The sequence below is a fragment of the Burkholderia sp. 3C genome (assembly GCF_054589155.1).
Window position 1 is genome coordinate 87612 of record NZ_BAAILN010000093.1, and the last position, 15971, is coordinate 103582.

Annotated in this window: 12 protein-coding genes; all 12 read right to left on the bottom strand. The window is 65.9% G+C overall.

The features are described 5' to 3' along the window. Positions 1–1642, bottom strand: a 1642-nt coding sequence (locus ACYP33_RS18810; protein ID WP_459623286.1) for a SpoVR family protein, incomplete at its 3' end; no start/stop codon positions are given. 6 nt (positions 1643–1648) lie between these two features. Then, positions 1649–2914: a YeaH/YhbH family protein gene (locus ACYP33_RS18815; protein ID WP_414449513.1), complete on the bottom strand. Its 1266-nt coding sequence runs from the start codon at positions 2912–2914 to the stop codon at positions 1649–1651. A gap of 114 nt (positions 2915–3028) precedes the next feature. Continuing rightward, on the bottom strand, positions 3029–4951 hold the full coding sequence (locus tag ACYP33_RS18820) for a PrkA family serine protein kinase (RefSeq protein ID WP_414445051.1): 1923 nt from the start codon (positions 4949–4951) through the stop codon (positions 3029–3031). Between the two features lie 882 nt (positions 4952–5833). After that, entirely contained in the window at positions 5834–6775 is a 942-nt protein-coding gene (gene rbsK, locus ACYP33_RS18825; RefSeq protein ID WP_459623289.1) for a ribokinase, read from the bottom strand. Further along, the gene (locus ACYP33_RS18830) at positions 6772–7878 is read right to left on the bottom strand and encodes a LacI family DNA-binding transcriptional regulator (RefSeq protein WP_459623290.1); all 1107 of its coding nucleotides are present in this window, start codon (positions 7876–7878) and stop codon (positions 6772–6774) included. Before ACYP33_RS18830 ends, rbsK begins: the two co-directional genes overlap by 4 nt. Positions 7879–7903: 25 nt before the next feature. After that, positions 7904–8944 (bottom strand): ABC transporter permease, encoded by a 1041-nt coding sequence (locus ACYP33_RS18835; protein WP_414449514.1) that lies wholly within the window; start codon positions 8942–8944, stop codon positions 7904–7906. After that, positions 8941–10554 carry a sugar ABC transporter ATP-binding protein gene (locus tag ACYP33_RS18840; protein WP_459623292.1) on the bottom strand — a complete coding sequence of 538 codons (1614 nt, stop codon included), beginning with the start codon at positions 10552–10554 and terminating at the stop codon, positions 8941–8943. The genes ACYP33_RS18835 and ACYP33_RS18840 overlap by 4 nt, the downstream gene beginning before the upstream one ends. Before the next feature lie 9 nt (positions 10555–10563). Next, entirely contained in the window at positions 10564–11520 is a 957-nt protein-coding gene (locus ACYP33_RS18845) for a substrate-binding domain-containing protein (protein ID WP_459623294.1), read from the bottom strand. A gap of 371 nt (positions 11521–11891) precedes the next feature. Then, complete coding sequence (locus ACYP33_RS18850) at positions 11892–12821, bottom strand: CysB family HTH-type transcriptional regulator (protein ID WP_414445045.1); 930 nt, start codon at positions 12819–12821, stop codon at positions 11892–11894. Positions 12822–12911: 90 nt separating this feature from the next. Then, positions 12912–13973, bottom strand: coding sequence for a sulfate/molybdate ABC transporter ATP-binding protein (locus ACYP33_RS18855; protein ID WP_414449517.1), 1062 nt, complete (start codon positions 13971–13973; stop codon positions 12912–12914). Between the two features lie 13 nt (positions 13974–13986). Next, positions 13987–14913 (bottom strand): sulfate ABC transporter permease subunit CysW, encoded by a 927-nt coding sequence (cysW, locus tag ACYP33_RS18860; RefSeq protein WP_414445043.1) that lies wholly within the window; start codon positions 14911–14913, stop codon positions 13987–13989. Further along, entirely contained in the window at positions 14910–15809 is a 900-nt protein-coding gene (gene cysT / locus ACYP33_RS18865; protein WP_414449518.1) for a sulfate ABC transporter permease subunit CysT, read from the bottom strand. The genes cysW and cysT overlap by 4 nt, the downstream gene beginning before the upstream one ends. Between the last annotated feature and the right edge of the window lie 162 nt (positions 15810–15971).

Here is a 15971-nt window from a genome sequence, read left to right on the forward strand (position 1 = left end):
AGCGCTTGCGCACGGTGCCGGACTCGTCGACGCTTTCCAGATACACGTCGAACTGCCAGAGCCGCGCCATGTGCTTGAGCACTTCTTCGCTGTCGTTCGACAGGTGACGGTTGTCGGTCATGAAATGACGCAGCGTGAGGCTGCGGTCGCCGCGCGTGTTGACCGCCCACACCTGGATATTCGGCTCGCGATGATGAATGTCGTACTGCCTCGACAACGCCTGCCGCACGTACTGATAGCCGCTGTCGTCATGAATGGCCGACACTTCGAGCGAATCGCGCATGTCGTCGTCGAGCACCGAAAACAGGCGCATCTCGCGAATCAGGTGCGGCGACAGATACTGCGCGATGAAGCTCTCGTCCTTGAAGTTGCGCATCGCGTAGTGCAGCGCGGGCAGCCACGGCGTGCCGGCCAGTTGCGGGAACCAGCGGCGATCCTCGTCGGTCGGGTTCTCGCAGATCCGCCGGATGTCGCTCATCATCGAAAAGCCGAGCGCATACGGGTTGATACCGCTGTAGTACTGCTTCGTGACGGGCGGCTGGTAGATCACGTTGCTGTGCGAATGGAGGAACTCCATCATGAAGCCGTCGGTCAGCTTGCCCTGCTGATACATCGTGTTCAGCAGCGTGTAATGCCAGAACGTGGCCCAGCCTTCGTTCATCACCTGCGTCTGCCGCTGCGGATAGAAATACTGACCGACCTTGCGGACGATCCGGATCACCTCGCGCTCCCACGGCTCCAGCAGCGGCGCATTCTTCTCGGCGAAATACAGCAGATTTTCCTGCGGCTCGGACGGATAGCGGCCCTCGACCTCCTCGCCGGCAGCCTCGGGCTTGCGGCCCGGCAGCGTGCGCCACAACTCGTTGACCTGCGACTGCAGATACGCCTCGCGCTCGCGCCGCAACGCCGCTTCCTTCGACAGCGACGGCTTCTGCGGGCGCTTGTAGCGATCCACGCCGTAGTTCATCAGCGCGTGGCACGAATCGAGCAACTCCTCGACGCGATCGATGCCGTGCCGCTCCTCGCATTCGGCCACGTAGTTCTTCGCATAGACCAGGTAATCGACGATCGCGTGCGCATCGGTCCACAAGCGGAACAGGTAGTTGCCCTTGAAGAACGAGTTGTGCCCGTACGCGGCGTGCGCGATCACGAGCGCCTGCATGGTCAGCGTGTTCTCCTCCATCAGGTACGCGATGCAGGGGTTCGAATTGATGACGATCTCGTAGGCGAGGCCCATCTGCCCGCGCCGGTAGCTCTTCTCGGTCGACAGGAAATGCTTGCCGAACGACCAGTGACGGTAATTGACGGGCATCCCGACCGACGCGTAGGCGTCCATCATCTGCTCGGCGCTGATCAGCTCGAGCTGGATCGGGTAGATATCGAGTTCGTACTGCTCCGCCACCTGCGCGATGTGCTGGTCGTACTCCTCGATCAACTCGAAGGTCCAGTCCGACGGACAGGGCAGCGGCGTGCGATCGGCGGCATTCATGCGCGCCTCCTTGTGCCCGTTCTCGGGCGCAGCGAGATGTGGCGACGCGGCAGCGTGCTGCGCTCGCGCGTCGGCCGGGTTCGCGAGGGCGTCGCCGCCCTCGCCGCGCGTTGGATCGCCGCGCGTGTCGTTGTCCGGTTCGCGTGTCGTCATAAGGCGTCAGGTTTCCACATGCTTTTCGAACAGTTCACGGAACACCGGGTAGATGTCCGCGGCCGACTCGACCTTCTTCATCGCCATGTGCGGCTGCGACAGCGCGAGCTGCGCATATTCGAGCCAGAGGTTCTGCTCCTCGGGCGCGACCTGGATGTAGGCGAAATAACGCGCCTTGGTCAGAATGTCGGCCTCCAGGATCTTGCGGCACTTCGGCGAATCGTCGGTCCAGTTGTCGCCGTCGGACGCCTGCGCGCCGTAGATATTCCACTCGGTCGGCGAATAGCGCTCGTCCATCACCTTGCGCATCAGCTCCAGCGCGCTCGACACCACCGTGCCGCCGCTTTCGGTCGAATGAAAGAAGGTGTCCTCATCGACTTCCTCGGCGCGCGTGTGATGGCGGATGAACACCACCTCGATGCGCTCGTAGTTCCGCTTCAGGAACAGGTACAGCAGGATGAAGAAGCGCTTCGAGAGATCCTTGCGCTGCTCGTCCATCGAGCCGGACACATCCATCAGACAGAACATCACGGCCTGGCTCGACGGCTGCGGCTGCTTCACGCGGTTCACGTAGCGCAGATCGAACGGATCGATGAACGGAATGCGCCAGATGCGCCCGCGCAGATGGTGGATCTGCTCTTCCAGCGCGGCAATCTCGACGCGCCGGTCTGCCGGATCGTCCTTCATCGTTTCAAGCTCGGCTTCCAGGTCGCGCAACTCGCGCGCCAGCGGCGAACCGAGCGCAATGCGCCGCCCGAGCGCGCTGCGCAGCGAGCGCACCACGTCGATGTTGTTCGGCGTGCCTTCCGCCGCCCAACCGGCGCGCGCGCTCTTCCAGCTCGGCACGGTCAGCAGGTGGGTCTTGACCAGGCGCGGCAGTTCGAGATCGTCGAAGAAATACTGCATGAACTCGTCGCGACTCAGCTCGAATACGAAGTCGTCCTGACCGTCTCCCTCGTTGCTGGCCTGGCTGCCGCCACCGCCCGCGCCGCCGGACGGCCGTGCGATCTTGTCGCCGCGAATGTAATCCGCGTTGCCCGGATGGACCATCTCGCGACGGCCACCGGGCGCGTGACGAAACGCCGGCTCCGCGATGTCCTTGCGCGGAATCGTGATGCTCTTGGTGGTGTTGATGTCCTTGATGCTACGGTCGCGCACGGCGTCGGACACCGCGCGGCGAATGTAGTTCTTGACGCGACGCAGAAAGCGTTCGCGGTTAGCAATGCTCTTGTTCTTGCCGGCAAGCCTGCGGTCGATGATTTGATGAAGCACTCCCGGTCTCCCGCTCGAAAGTCGATACGCCGGGACGTGCCGCACGATCCGCCGTGCGGCGCGCCACTCAGGGTGCCCGCGCGGCGCGGCCGCGCGGGCGATGCAGCGTGCGGATCATGAGGACTTGCGCACGCGCAGATACCAGTCGCACAGGAGCCGTACCTGCTTCGGCGTGTAGCCCTTGGCGACCATTCGGTTCACGAAGTCCTCGTGCTTGCGTTGCTCCTCCGCCGAACCCTTGGCATTGAACGAGATCACCGGCAGCAGTTCCTCGGTGTTCGAGAACATCTTCTTCTCGATCACCACGCGCAGCTTCTCGTAGCTGACCCACGCCGGGTTCTTGCCGCCGTTGGCCGCGCGCGCACGCAACACGAAGTTGACGATCTCGTTGCGGTAATCCTTCGGATTGCTGATGCCGGCCGGTTTCTCGATCTTCTCCAGCTCGGCGTTCAGCGCCGCGCGGTCGAAGCTCTCGCCGGTGTCGTGATCGCGGAACTCCTGATCCTGAATCCAGAAATCCGCGTACGTGACATAGCGATCGAAGATGTTCTGGCCATACTCCGAATACGACTCGAGGTAGGCCGTCTGGATCTCCTTGCCGATGAATTCCGCATAACGCGAGGCCAGCAGGTCCTTCACGAACGACAGGTATTTCTGCTCGGTTTCGGGCGGGAACTGCTCGCGTTCGATCTGCTGTTCGAGCACGTACATCAGGTGCACCGGGTTGGCCGCCACTTCCGAGGTGTCGAAGTTGAACACGCGCGACATGATCTTGAACGCGAAGCGTGTGGACACCCCCGTCATGCCTTCGTCGACGCCGGCGTAGTCGCGATACTCCTGATACGACTTCGCCTTCGGATCGGTGTCCTTGAGGTTCTCGCCGTCGTACACCTGCATCTTCGAGAACAGGCTGGAATTCTCCGGTTCGTGCAGGCGCGTGAGCGCCGCGAACTGCGCCATCATCTTCAGCGTGCCGGGCGCGCACACCGCTTCGGCCAGCGACGAATTGCGGATCAGCTTCTCGTAGATGCGGATTTCCTCCGACACGCGCAGGCAATACGGCACCTTCACGACGAAGATCCGATCGAGCAAGGCTTCGTTGTTCTTGTTGTTGCGGAAGGCCTTCCACTCCGACTCGTTCGAGTGCGCGAGGATCACGCCATCGAACGGAATCGCGCCGAAACCTTCGGTGCCCTTGAAGTTGCCTTCCTGGGTGGCCGTCAACAACGGGTGCAGCACCTTGATCGGCGCCTTGAACATTTCGACGAATTCGAGCAGGCCCTGATTGGCGAGACACAAACCGCCCGAGTAGCTGTAGGCGTCGGCATCGTCCTGCGCGAACTGTTCGAGCTTGCGGATATCGACCTTGCCGACCAGCGATGAGATGTCCTGATTGTTCTCGTCGCCCGGTTCCGTCTTCGCGATACCGATCTGGCGCAGCACCGACGGGAAGCGTCGCACCACGCGGAACTGGCGGATATCGCCGTTGTACTCGTGCAGGCGCTTGACGGCCCACGGGCTCAGGATGCCCTTCAGGTAACGGCGTGGAATGCCGTATTGCTCTTCGAGGATCGGGCCGTCTTCGTCGTAGTCGAACAGCCCGAGCGGCGATTCGTTGACGGGCGAACCCTTGATCGAATAGAACGACACGCGTTCCATCAACTGCTTCAGACGCTCGGCGATCGACGACTTGCCGCCGCCCACCGGCCCCAGCAGATAGAGGATCTGCTTCTTCTCCTCGAGACCTTGCGCGGAGTGACGGAAGTACGCCACCACCTGCTCGATCACCTCTTCCATTCCGTAGAACTCACGAAATGCCGGATAGACCTTGATGACCTTGTTGGCGAAGATCCGCGACAGGCGTGGATCGTTTCGTGTATCGACTTGCTCCGGTTCCCCGATGGCCGCCAACATGCGTTCGCCTGCCGTGGCGTACGCCGTAGGATCGTTCTTGCAGAGTGCGAGATACTCCTCGAGCGAGAGCTCTTCCTCCCGGGTTTTCTCGAAGCGGTTCGCGAAGCTGCTGTAAATATCCATGCTACCTCCTCGCCTGTGTCTGAAGACGATCTTGCCTTCGCAAGAGCCACGTCGAAGCAGGACCGTTCAATTTCATCCTAAACCCATTTACTTATTTTTTCACGAACAAACTTCAGTCGGAACGTTGTTGCCGGGCACTCAGAAAAACCCCGCTTGGACTGCGTATTTTTGCTGCCATACAATGTCCTCCCCGAACTTCGCAACGCGACGCACGCGCCCTCTCCTGTTGCGTCGAATCGTCTCTTGCACCGGACGCGCGCCCTCCTCTTTCCTCTACGGATGAAGCAGCCCAACGGATGACGCAGCGCCCGCATTCGTTACAATTTTTTGCGATCGCGCCCGTCGTTTCGAGGCTTCGTCGGCTTGCTGCAGGATAAGTTCAATGCAAGCGCTCGGTGCGACGAAATAAAGAGTATTCGCGGCACGTCGATGCGTGTCATGAAGACGCATGCCGGCTCGCACGACATGCATCGCACATCGAAACAAATTTCCCCTTCTGGCTGTATCGCGGCACGTTGCAAAAAGCATGCATCCACGTAAACACCGGTACGTGAATGTGAACGACTGTGTCGCGATCGAACGATCGTGTTGCGCGGGTTCGAATGGTTGAAAACCGTGAAGGCGAACGCGCTGCCGTCACGCGATTCGGATGCGGGGGCGATGCGATTGGATGGGCACCGCGAACGATGCGAGGCAAACCGGGAAGATTGTCGACGGCAGCCGGCGCCGGCATGCACCGCGAACGCGCATCCTTGAAAGATTGATACGGCGTCCTCACTGCCAGGCGGAGCGAACGATCTGCCCCGAAAAAAGCGACGCCATGAAAAAATCCGGCGCGAGGCCGGATTCGGATAAACGCTTGCGACCTGCCGCGCGGGCACATCAGCCCGTGCCGACCTCGCTCAGACGCGGAATCGAGGGCTGCGCCCCCGAACGCGTGACGGAAATCGATGCGGCCCGCTGCGCGAAGCGGATTGCCGCATCGGGCGCCTCGCCGGCCGCCAGCCGCGCGGCCAGCCCGCCGATGAAGGTATCGCCGGCGGCGGTCGTATCGACCGCGTCGACCTTCGGCGCCGGATAGTGCTGCGACGCGCCGCCTGCCAACCGCGCGACCACGCCCTGCGCGCCCAGCGTGACGATCACGTTGCGTGCGCCGCCCGCCATCAGGCTGCGTGCCGCCGCCTCGGCGTCGGCAGGCGTGGCGATCGTCATGCCCGTCAGCGCGGCGGCCTCCACCTCGTTGGGGATCAGCCAGTCGACCAGCGGCAGCCAGCCGTCGGGCAGCGGGCCGAGTACCGGGGCGGGATTGAGCACCACGGCGCAGCCGTGACGCCGCCCGGCCTCCAGCGCGGCCCGCACGGCCGGCAGCGGCGTTTCGAGCTGGCAGACCAGCACGTCGGCCGCCGCAAACCGGGCGTCGTGGTCGGCCACCGTCTGCACGCCCACCTCGCCGTTGCTGCCCGCCACGATCACGATCGCGTTCTGGCTCGCGTCGTCCACCACGATCAGCGCCACGCCGCTCGGCACGCCCGGGCTCACGCCGATCGCGTCGCAATTGATGCCCTCGACCTCCAGGCCGGCCCGCAAGGCCGCGCCGTTGGCGTCGTCGCCGAGCTGGCCGATCATCGCCACCTGCGCGCCGAGCCGCGCCGCGGCCACCGCCTGATTGCCGCCCTTGCCGCCGGCCGCCTGGGCATAGCCATGGCCCGCCAGCGTCTCGCCGGGCTTGGGCAGGCGCGGGGCGCGCACCACCAGATCCATGTTGAGGCTGCCGACCACGAGCACCTTGCCGCCTGCCCGGCCGCTCGACGGCGTGCCGCTCATGCGCGATCGCCCTCGGCAGCGCCCGACACCGCATCCGAACCCGCAGAATCGGCCGAATCGTCCGGATTGACCGCATGGCCCACCGCAGCCGTGGGCACGCCACGATACGGCGCGGTGGATTCGCGCAGCACCAGCCGCGGCGACACCACGCGCCGGCGCTTGGTCGGCGCGGCGGCGCCGGCGGCAATCCGCTCGATCAGCGTTTGCGCGGCGATCTCGCCGAGCGCGCGCACCGACTGACCGACCGTGGACAGCGCCGGGTACGTATAGCTCGACATCTCGATGTCGTCGAAGCCGATGATCGAGCAGTCGGCCGGCACGCGCAGCCCGCGCTCGGCAGCCGCGCGCAGCGCGCCGATGCCCATTTGGTCGTTGCCGGCGAAGATCGCGGTGGGCTTGATCGTGCCGAACAACTGGCCTGCCGCGCGATAGCCGCCCAGGCACGAGAAATCGCCTTCTGCGATCGCACCGGGCACGATCTCGATGCCGCGCTCGGCCATCGCCCGGATGAAACCGTGCACGCGCATCGCGCTGACGGCCGTATCGACCGGGCCGGTGATGCAGCCGATGCGCGAATGGCCGAGTTCGAGCAGATGGCGCGTGGCCAGATACGCGCCGCGCTCGTGGTCGATCTGCACCAGATCGGCCGACAGGCCTTCGATGTTGCGGTCGACCACCACCAACGGCTCGCGCGAATCGGCCAGCGTCTGGGCCAGCACGGCGTCCTCGCCGGCCGATGCGATGATCAGGCCATCGATGCGTTTTTCCTGGAGTACGCGCAGATAATTGCGCTGTTTGACGGGATCGTCGTCGGAATTGCAGAAAAATACGCAGTAACCGCGCGCCACGCATTGATCTTCAATGCCGCGCGCCAGTTCGGCGAAATACGGGTTGGTGCTGTTCGGCACCACGAGGCCGATCGTGGCCGTCGAGCGCGCCTTCAGGGATCGTGCGACCGCCGACGGGACGTAGTTGAGCTGGACGATGGCCCGCTCAACCTTCGCTCGCACATCGGCCGACACGGGCCGCGAGTTGTTCACCACGTGCGATACGGTGGTAAACGACACGCCGGCTATGGCCGCCACATCCTTGATCGTCGCCATTCTTGAAGCCCTCTGGTCTGTCTTTTTAAGTACGCGACCGGCGACTGCGATACGTGTCGAGCACAACGGCTACGACGATCACGGCCCCGGTGATGATGCGCTTGGTCGGTTCGTTCGCGCCGATCTGTGCCAGCCCCGCCGCGAGCACCGATATGATCAACACGCCAAAAAACGTGCTGATGACGGAACCGCGCCCGCCCATCAGGCTCGTGCCGCCGATCACCACGGCCGCAATCACCTGAAGTTCGAGCCCGACGCCGGCATTCGGGTCGGCCGCTTCGAGACGCGAGATCTGGAACAGCGCGGCAAGCCCCGCCAACGCCCCCATCAACGCAAACACGATGATTTTATACGGACGCGGGTTCACTCCTGCAAGCCTTACTGCTTCTTCGTTAGTACCGATCCCCACGAGATAGCGTCCGAACACCGTCCGGGTCAGCACGAATTGGGCCACGATCATGACCACCACCGCGATCACGAAGGCCGGCGAGATGCCGAACGCGAGCGGGTTCGAGAGGAAATCGAAGGCGTCGCCGATATAGGCGGTGCGCGAATTCGTGAGCTGGTACGCCACGCCGCGCGCCGCCTCCAGCACGCCCAGCGAGACGATGAACGACGGAATCCGCCAGCCCACCGTCACCGCGCCGGTCAGCATGCCGGTGAAGGCCGCCGCGACCATCCCGAGCAACGCCGACGGCAGCGGCCCCCAATGCCACTTCAGCGCGGCCAGGCTGACGAACGAGGCCGCCAGCGCCAGCACCGAGCCGACCGACAGGTCGATCCCGGCGATGATCAGCACGAACGTCATGCCGACCGACATCACCACCAGGTCGGGAATCTGGTTGGCGATCGTGCTGAACGTGTCGTAGGTCAGGAAGTGCGAACTCAGCGTCGAGAACAGCGCGATCATGGCCAGCAGCGCGCCGGCCAGGCCGAGATAGTTGGACAGCCCGAGACGCGTGCCGGACAGGCGTCGCGCGGCCGGCGCCACCGCGTCGGGCGCGGCGCTGTCGGACGCTGCGGCAGGCTTGGCCGCCTCGCGGCCAGGGACGATCGGTTCGTTCATGAATGAATTCCTGGGGTCGAATCAGCGGCGCTGCCCGGCGCGACGGCCGGCAGCGGGGCCGGCGTGGCATCGCGGCGCGAAAAGCCGGCAAAGGCGGCGGCAAGCAAGGCGTCCTGGGTCCAGGCGCCGCGCTCGAACACGGCCGTCATGCGGCCCGCCGACATCACGCCGATCCGGTCGCAGATCAGCATCAGCTCGCGCAGGTCGCTCGACACGACCACCAGTGCGCGGCCCTCGCGCGCCAGCGCGCCCATCAATGCGTAGATATCGAATTTGGCGCCGACGTCGATGCCGCGCGTCGGCTCGTCGAACAGCAGCACCGCCATGTCGTGCGCGAGCCAGCGGCCGATCACGACCTTCTGCTGGTTGCCGCCCGACAGTTCGCCCACGGGCTGCGCCGGGCCGCGGGTGCGAATCCGCATCGCGTCGATCTGGCGCTGCGCGAGCGCGTGTTCGCGCGCGGTATCGACCACCCCGCCGCGCGCGAGGCGCCCGAGCTGGCCGAGCGAGACATTGGCCGCGATCGGCTGCGACAGCAGCAGCCCCTCGCCCTTGCGATCCTCGGTGATCAGCGCGATGCCGTGGCGCACCGCGTCCGACGGCGAGGCGATCCGCACCGGCTGCAGGCCCTGGCCCGCCGTATCGAGCGACACGGTGCCGGCCTCGGCGCGGTCCGCGCCATAAATCAGCCGCAGCAGCTCGGTGCGCCCCGCCCCGATCAACCCGGAGATGCCGAAAATCTCGCCGGCGCGCACCTCGAACGACACGTCGCGCACCGCGTTGCCGCGCGCGAGCCCTTGAACGGCCAAACGCGGCGCACCGATCCGGCGCTCGCCGAGATCGATGTGCTCGCCCACCTCGCGCCCGGCCATCAGCGCGACGAGCCGCGCGCTCGACACCTCGCCCATCGGCCCGGCATGCACCAGCCGGCCGTCGCGCAGCACCGCCACGCGCTCGGCCACGCGCGCCAGTTCTTCCAGCCGATGCGAGATATAGACGAGCGCCACGCCCTGCGCCTTGAGCCGGTCGATCTGCGCGAACAGCAGTTCGACCTCGCGCGCGGTCAGCATGGCGGTGGGTTCGTCGAGGATCAGCACGCGGCAGTCGCCGATCAGGTTGCGCGCGATCTCGACCATCTGCTGATGGCCGATGCCGAGCGCGCCGACCGGCGTGTCGGGATCGATCGCATCGAGCCCGACGCGCGCCATCGCCTCGTGCGCGTCGGCCCGCAGCCGGCGCCGGTCGATCACGCCGAAGCGGCGCGGCAGGCGGTTCAGGAACAGGTTTTCGGCAACAGTCAGCGTGGGCAGCAGGTTCAGCTCCTGCATCACCATCCGCACCCCGGCCGCCTCCGCCTCGGACCGGCTGGCCGGCGCGAACGCCTCGCCCGCCAGCCTCAACGTGCCGACCGTCGGCACCACCAGCCCGCCGACGATCTTCGACAGCGTGCTCTTGCCCGCGCCGTTCTCGCCCGTCAGCGCCAGCGCCTCGCCGGCGTTCAGGGCCAGCGAGACGTCGGCCAGCACCGGCTCCGCGTAGGTCTTGCCGACGCCCGACACCTCGAGCACCGGCCCGCCCCGCGCGGGCGCGGCAGAGGGAATCGTCGCCATGCGCGGCCCTTACTTCTTGACGATCAGGTCGACCGGGGTTTCGACCACGCCCGACAGGTCGGACTGCTTCTTGTGCTCGGCGATCGCCTTCAGCGCGGTATCGATGCCGAACACGGCCTGCTTGGCGGCGTATTGATCGGCCGTGGCCAGCACCCGGCCGTCCTGCAGCATCGGCTTGATCGCATTGATGTTGTCGTAGCCGACCACCATCACCTTGCCCGCCTTGCCGGCCGCGCGCACGGCCGATACGGCGCCGATCGCCATGCTGTCGTTGCCGCACAGCAGCGCCTTCAGGTTCGGATATTCGTTGAGCATGGCCGAGGCCACCGCGTTGCCCTTGTCGATTTCCCATTCGCCCGACTGCACCGACACCACCTTCGCGCCCACCGCCTTCATCGCGTCCTGGAAGCCGGCCGTGCGCTGCTGCGCGTTGGTGGTGGTCGACACGCCTTCGAGAATGCCCACCTCGTCGCCGGCCTTCAGGCGCTTGGCCAGGTAGTCGCCGATCTTGCGCGCGCCCTTGCGGTTGTCGGGGCCGACGAACGGCACGTTGAGGTTCTTCGACTTCAGCACGTCCGGATCGAGCCGGTTGTCGATGTTGATGACGATGATGCCGGCATCCACGGCCTTCTTGACCACCGGCACCAGCGCCTTCGAATCGGCCGGCGCCAGCACGATCGCGTCGACCTTCGAGACGATCATCTGCTCGACGATGCGGATCTGGTTCGCGGTGTCGGTTTCGTCCTTGATGCCGTTGGTGACGAGGTCGAACAGCGCCGGATTGTGCTGCTGGTAATCCTTCGCACCGGTTTCCATGGTCAGGAAGAACTCGTTGGCGAGCGACTTCATGACGAGCGCGACCTTCGGCTTGCGGGCCGACTGCGCATAGGCGCCGAGCGGCGCGACGGCAACTGCGGCGCCGGCAAGCGCGGCGACCAGGACACGGCGGCGAATCTGGAAATCCATGCGTACTCTCCTCACAGGTCTGGGCCCGGCGCCCAAGGTGTGGTTTTCATGTTGAGCAAACGTTTGCCGACCCGATTCGGACCGCGATCGAAAACGGGTCGTGCGGCGACGGGAACGAAGACATTCGCACCACCGGGCCTTTCGATTTCATGACCGGAAACATGCGGTGCGCGCCTCCCGTTCCGTTTTTGTTGGTTCCGGGAAGCGCCTATGCTGGACGTTCGCCGAACGTCGCGCAACAAGGTTTTGCCCTGATTCCGGGAAGCGCGCGAATCGTATGCCGCGCCGCTAAAAAAGCAAACCGCCGCGCAGTCCTCGCGACTGCGCGGCGGTTCGGGCGAGGCACGCACCAGGCAAGCCGGCGCGCGCGATCAGACGGCGGTTTCCTTCAGTTGCGCGGCGACCTCGGCCTCGGTCAGGTGCGGCGCGAACATTTCCAGCAGCTTGTACGCATACGAGCGCAGGAACGCGCCCTTGCGCAGGCCCACGCGCGTGGTGCTGGCCTCGAACAGGTGCTCGGTATCGAGCGCGACGAGGTTGATGTCGCGCTCCGCGTCATAGGCCATCGCCGCCACCACGCCGATGCCCATGCCCAGTTCCACGTAGGTCTTGATGACGTCCGCGTCGATCGCGGTCAACACCACGTCGGGCACCGCACCGACCTTCGTGAACGCCTGGTCGATATGCGAGCGGCCCGTGAAATCCTGGTCGTAGGTGATGATCGGATATTCGGCGATCTCCTCGAGCGTGAGGTTCTCGCGGCCCACCAGCGGGTGATCCTTCGGCACCACCACGATGTGGTGCCACGAATAGCACGGGAACGTCACGATGTCCGGATAGCGGTCGAGCGCCTCGGTCGAGATGCCGATGTCGGCCTCGCCGCTCAGGATCATCTGCGCGATCTGCTGCGGGCTGCCCTGGCGCAGCGCCAGATGCACCTTCGGGAACACGTCGGTGAACTGGCGGATCACCTTCGGCAGCGCGTAGCGCGCCTGCGTGTGGGTGGTCGCCACCACCAGGTGGCCGCTGTCTTGGTCGGCGTACTGGCGCGCCACGCGGCGCAGGTTCTCGGCGTCGAGCAGCATGCGCTCGATCAGCTGATGCACGGCCTTGCCCGGCTCGGTGAGGCCGGTCAGGCGCTTGCCGCGGCGGATGAAGATATCCACGCCGAGTTCGTCCTCGAGATCCTTGATCTGCTTGGAGACGCCCGATTGCGACGTGTACAGCACGTTCGCCACCTCGGTCAGGTTCATGTTCTGGCGTACCGCTTCCCGAACGAAGCGCAATTGCTGGAAATTCATGGGTCAGCCTCTCATGGGCGTTGTCGTTATCGATGAAAAACCAAACGGCGGCCCGAGCGCGGCCGCCTTGCCGCTATGGTTGCTGTCGGCTCAACGAGCCGGGAACACACGTGCGTGGCGCGGCACCGCCAGCGCACCGTCGCCGACGCCGAGCGCCAGCGCGCGCCAGGTGTCGCGATCGAGTTCGGCTTCGAGCACCGAGCCGCCCGAGCGCGGTTCGAGCTCGATGCGCACCGCGCCGCCGAGCGGCACGACGCGCCGCACATCCACGGCGATGCCGTCCGAGCGCGCATCGGCGCCGCCGACGATCTGCAGGTCGTGCGGACGCACGTAGGCGTGCGCGCGGCCCGCGAAATCGGCATCCACCGAGATCGGGCCGGCCGCGCCGTCGGCCACGAAGCCGTCGCCGTGCACCGTGCCGTCGAGCTTGTTGGCCGCGCCGAGGAATTCGTACACGAACGCGCTTTGCGGATGATCGTAGACATCCTGCGGGCTGCCGACCTGTTCGACGTGGCCGCGATTCAGCACCACGATCCGGTCGGCCACTTCGAGCGCCTCTTCCTGATCGTGCGTGACGAAGATGGTCGAGATGTGCAGGTCGTCGTGCAGGCGGCGCAGCCAGCTGCGCAACTCCTTGCGGACCTTCGCGTCGAGCGCGCCGAACGGCTCGTCGAGCAGCAGCACCTTCGGCTCCACGGCCAGCGCGCGGGCCAGCGCGATGCGCTGGCGCTGGCCGCCCGACAGCTCGGACGGGTAGCGCGGCGCGAGCCAGTCGAGCTGCACGAGCTTGAGCAGTTCATGCACCTTCTCGCGGATCACGGCCTCCGACGGGCGCTCGTTGCGCGGCTTCACGCGCAGGCCGAACGCCACGTTCTCGAACACCGTCATGTGGCGGAACAGCGCGTAATGCTGGAACACGAAGCCGACCTGGCGCTCGCGCGCGCCGACATCGGCCACGTCCTGGCCTTGCAGCACGACCTGGCCGGCGTCCGCGTGCTCGAGGCCCGCGATCACGCGCAGCAGCGTGGTCTTGCCGCAGCCGGACGGCCCGAGCAGCGCCACCAGTTCGCCGGGCGGGAAATCGAGCGAGACGTCGTCGAGCGCCGTGAAGTCGCCGAATTGCTTGTGCAGATTGCGTACGGTGATACCCATTTCGTGTGCCTCTTCAGGAGTGCGATGCGGCGGCGGCGCGCGCGTTCGCGAGTTCGGCCGACATCCGGCGTTCGGCGAGCAGCTTGAGCGCCAGCGTCACGAGCGCGAGCAGCGCCAGCACCGATGCCACCGCGAACGCGGCCGAAAAGTTGTATTCGTTGTAGAGAATCTCGACGTGCAGCGGCATCGTGTCGGTCTGGCCGCGGATATGGCCCGACACCACCGACACCGCGCCGAATTCGCCCATCGCCCGCGCGTTGCACAGGATCACGCCGTACAGCAGGCCCCAGCGCACGTTCGGCAGCGTCACGCGGCGGAAGATCTGCCATCCCGACGCGCCCAGCACGCGCGCGGCCTCTTCCTCGTCGTTGCCCTGCGCCTGCATCAGCGGGATCAGCTCGCGCGCGACGAACGGGAACGTCACGAAGATGGTCGCCATCACGATGCCCGGCACCGCGAAGATGATCTGGATGTCGTGCGCTTCCAGCCACGGCCCGAGCCAGCCCTGCGCGCCGAACATCAGCACGTATACGAGGCCCGAGATCACCGGCGACACCGAGAACGGCAGGTCGATCAGCGTGGTCAGGAACGCCTTGCCGCGAAACTCGAACTTGGCGATCGCCCATGACGCGCACACCCCGAACACGAGGTTCAGCGGCACCGCGATCGCGGCCACCGTGACCGTCAGCACGATCGCCGACCAGGCGTCCGGATCGGCCAGCGATTCGAAGTAGAAGCCGATGCCCTTGGCCAGCGCCTGCGCGAACACCGCGGCGAGCGGCACCACCAGGAAACCGGCCAGGAACAGCAGCGCGACGCCGGTCAGCACCCAGCGCGTGACGCGCGACTCGCTGACCGGATTGTGACGGCGCGCCGCCGTGGCGCGCGGCGCGACGTTGCCTGCGGCCAGCGCGGAACCCGGATTGGTCTGGCGGCTCATTGCGCACCTCCCGCCGTGACGGCCGTGGCCGTGGTCGCGGCCGGCGCCGGGCCGCTTGCGCCGCGGCTGGTGCGGCGTTGCAGGACCCATTGCAGCGTGTTGATCAGGAACAGCATCGCGAACGACACCACCAGCATCACCACGGCCAGCGCGGTCGCGCCGGCGTAGTCGTACTGTTCGAGCTTGGTGATGATCAGCAACGAGGTGATTTCGGATTTCATCGGCACGTTGCCGGCGATGAAGATCACCGAGCCGTATTCGCCGAGCGCGCGCGCGAACGCGAGCGCGAAACCGGTCAGCAGCGCCGGCAGCACGGCCGGCAGCACCACGCGGCGGAACGTCAGCCAACGCGTCGCGCCGAGGCAGGCCGCGGCTTCTTCCTGCTCGCGTTCGAAATCCTCCAGCACCGGCTGCACCGTGCGCACCACGAACGGCAGGCCGATGAAGGTCAGCGCCACCAGCACGCCGAGCGGCGTAAACGCCACCTTGATGCCGAGCGGCACCAGGTATTGCCCGAGCCAGCCGTTCTGCGCGTAGACGGCGGCCAGCGAAATGCCGGCCACCGAGGTGGGCAACGCGAACGGCAGGTCGACGATCGCGTCCACCAGCCGCTTGAACGGGAACGTGTAGCGCACCAGCACCCAGGCCACCAGGAAGCCGAACACGGCATTGATGAGCGCGCCGCCGAGCGCCGCGAGGAACGTGAGCCGGTAGGACGCCACCACGCGCGCGGAGGTGGTCGCCGCGACGAACTGGTCCCAGGTCAGCGTGGCCGTTTTGAGGAAGGTGGAGGCAAGCGGTATCAGCACCACGAGGCTCAGATAGGCCACCGTGATCCCGAGCGTCAAGCCGAAGCCGGGCAATGCGCTCGGCTTGCGGAAGGTGTACGTCGTCATGCGAAAGCGCTTCCTAGGTTGACTTGGGAGACGCGGCCGCCGGGAGATTTCCGGGCGGCCGCGCTGGGTGCTGCGTTATATCGGGCCACGCGTGCCGTGTATTGCCGCGCCGCCTCGGGTCCTGCTGCTTGGCGGCGCGCTCCTCGGGAGCGCGCCGCCGGC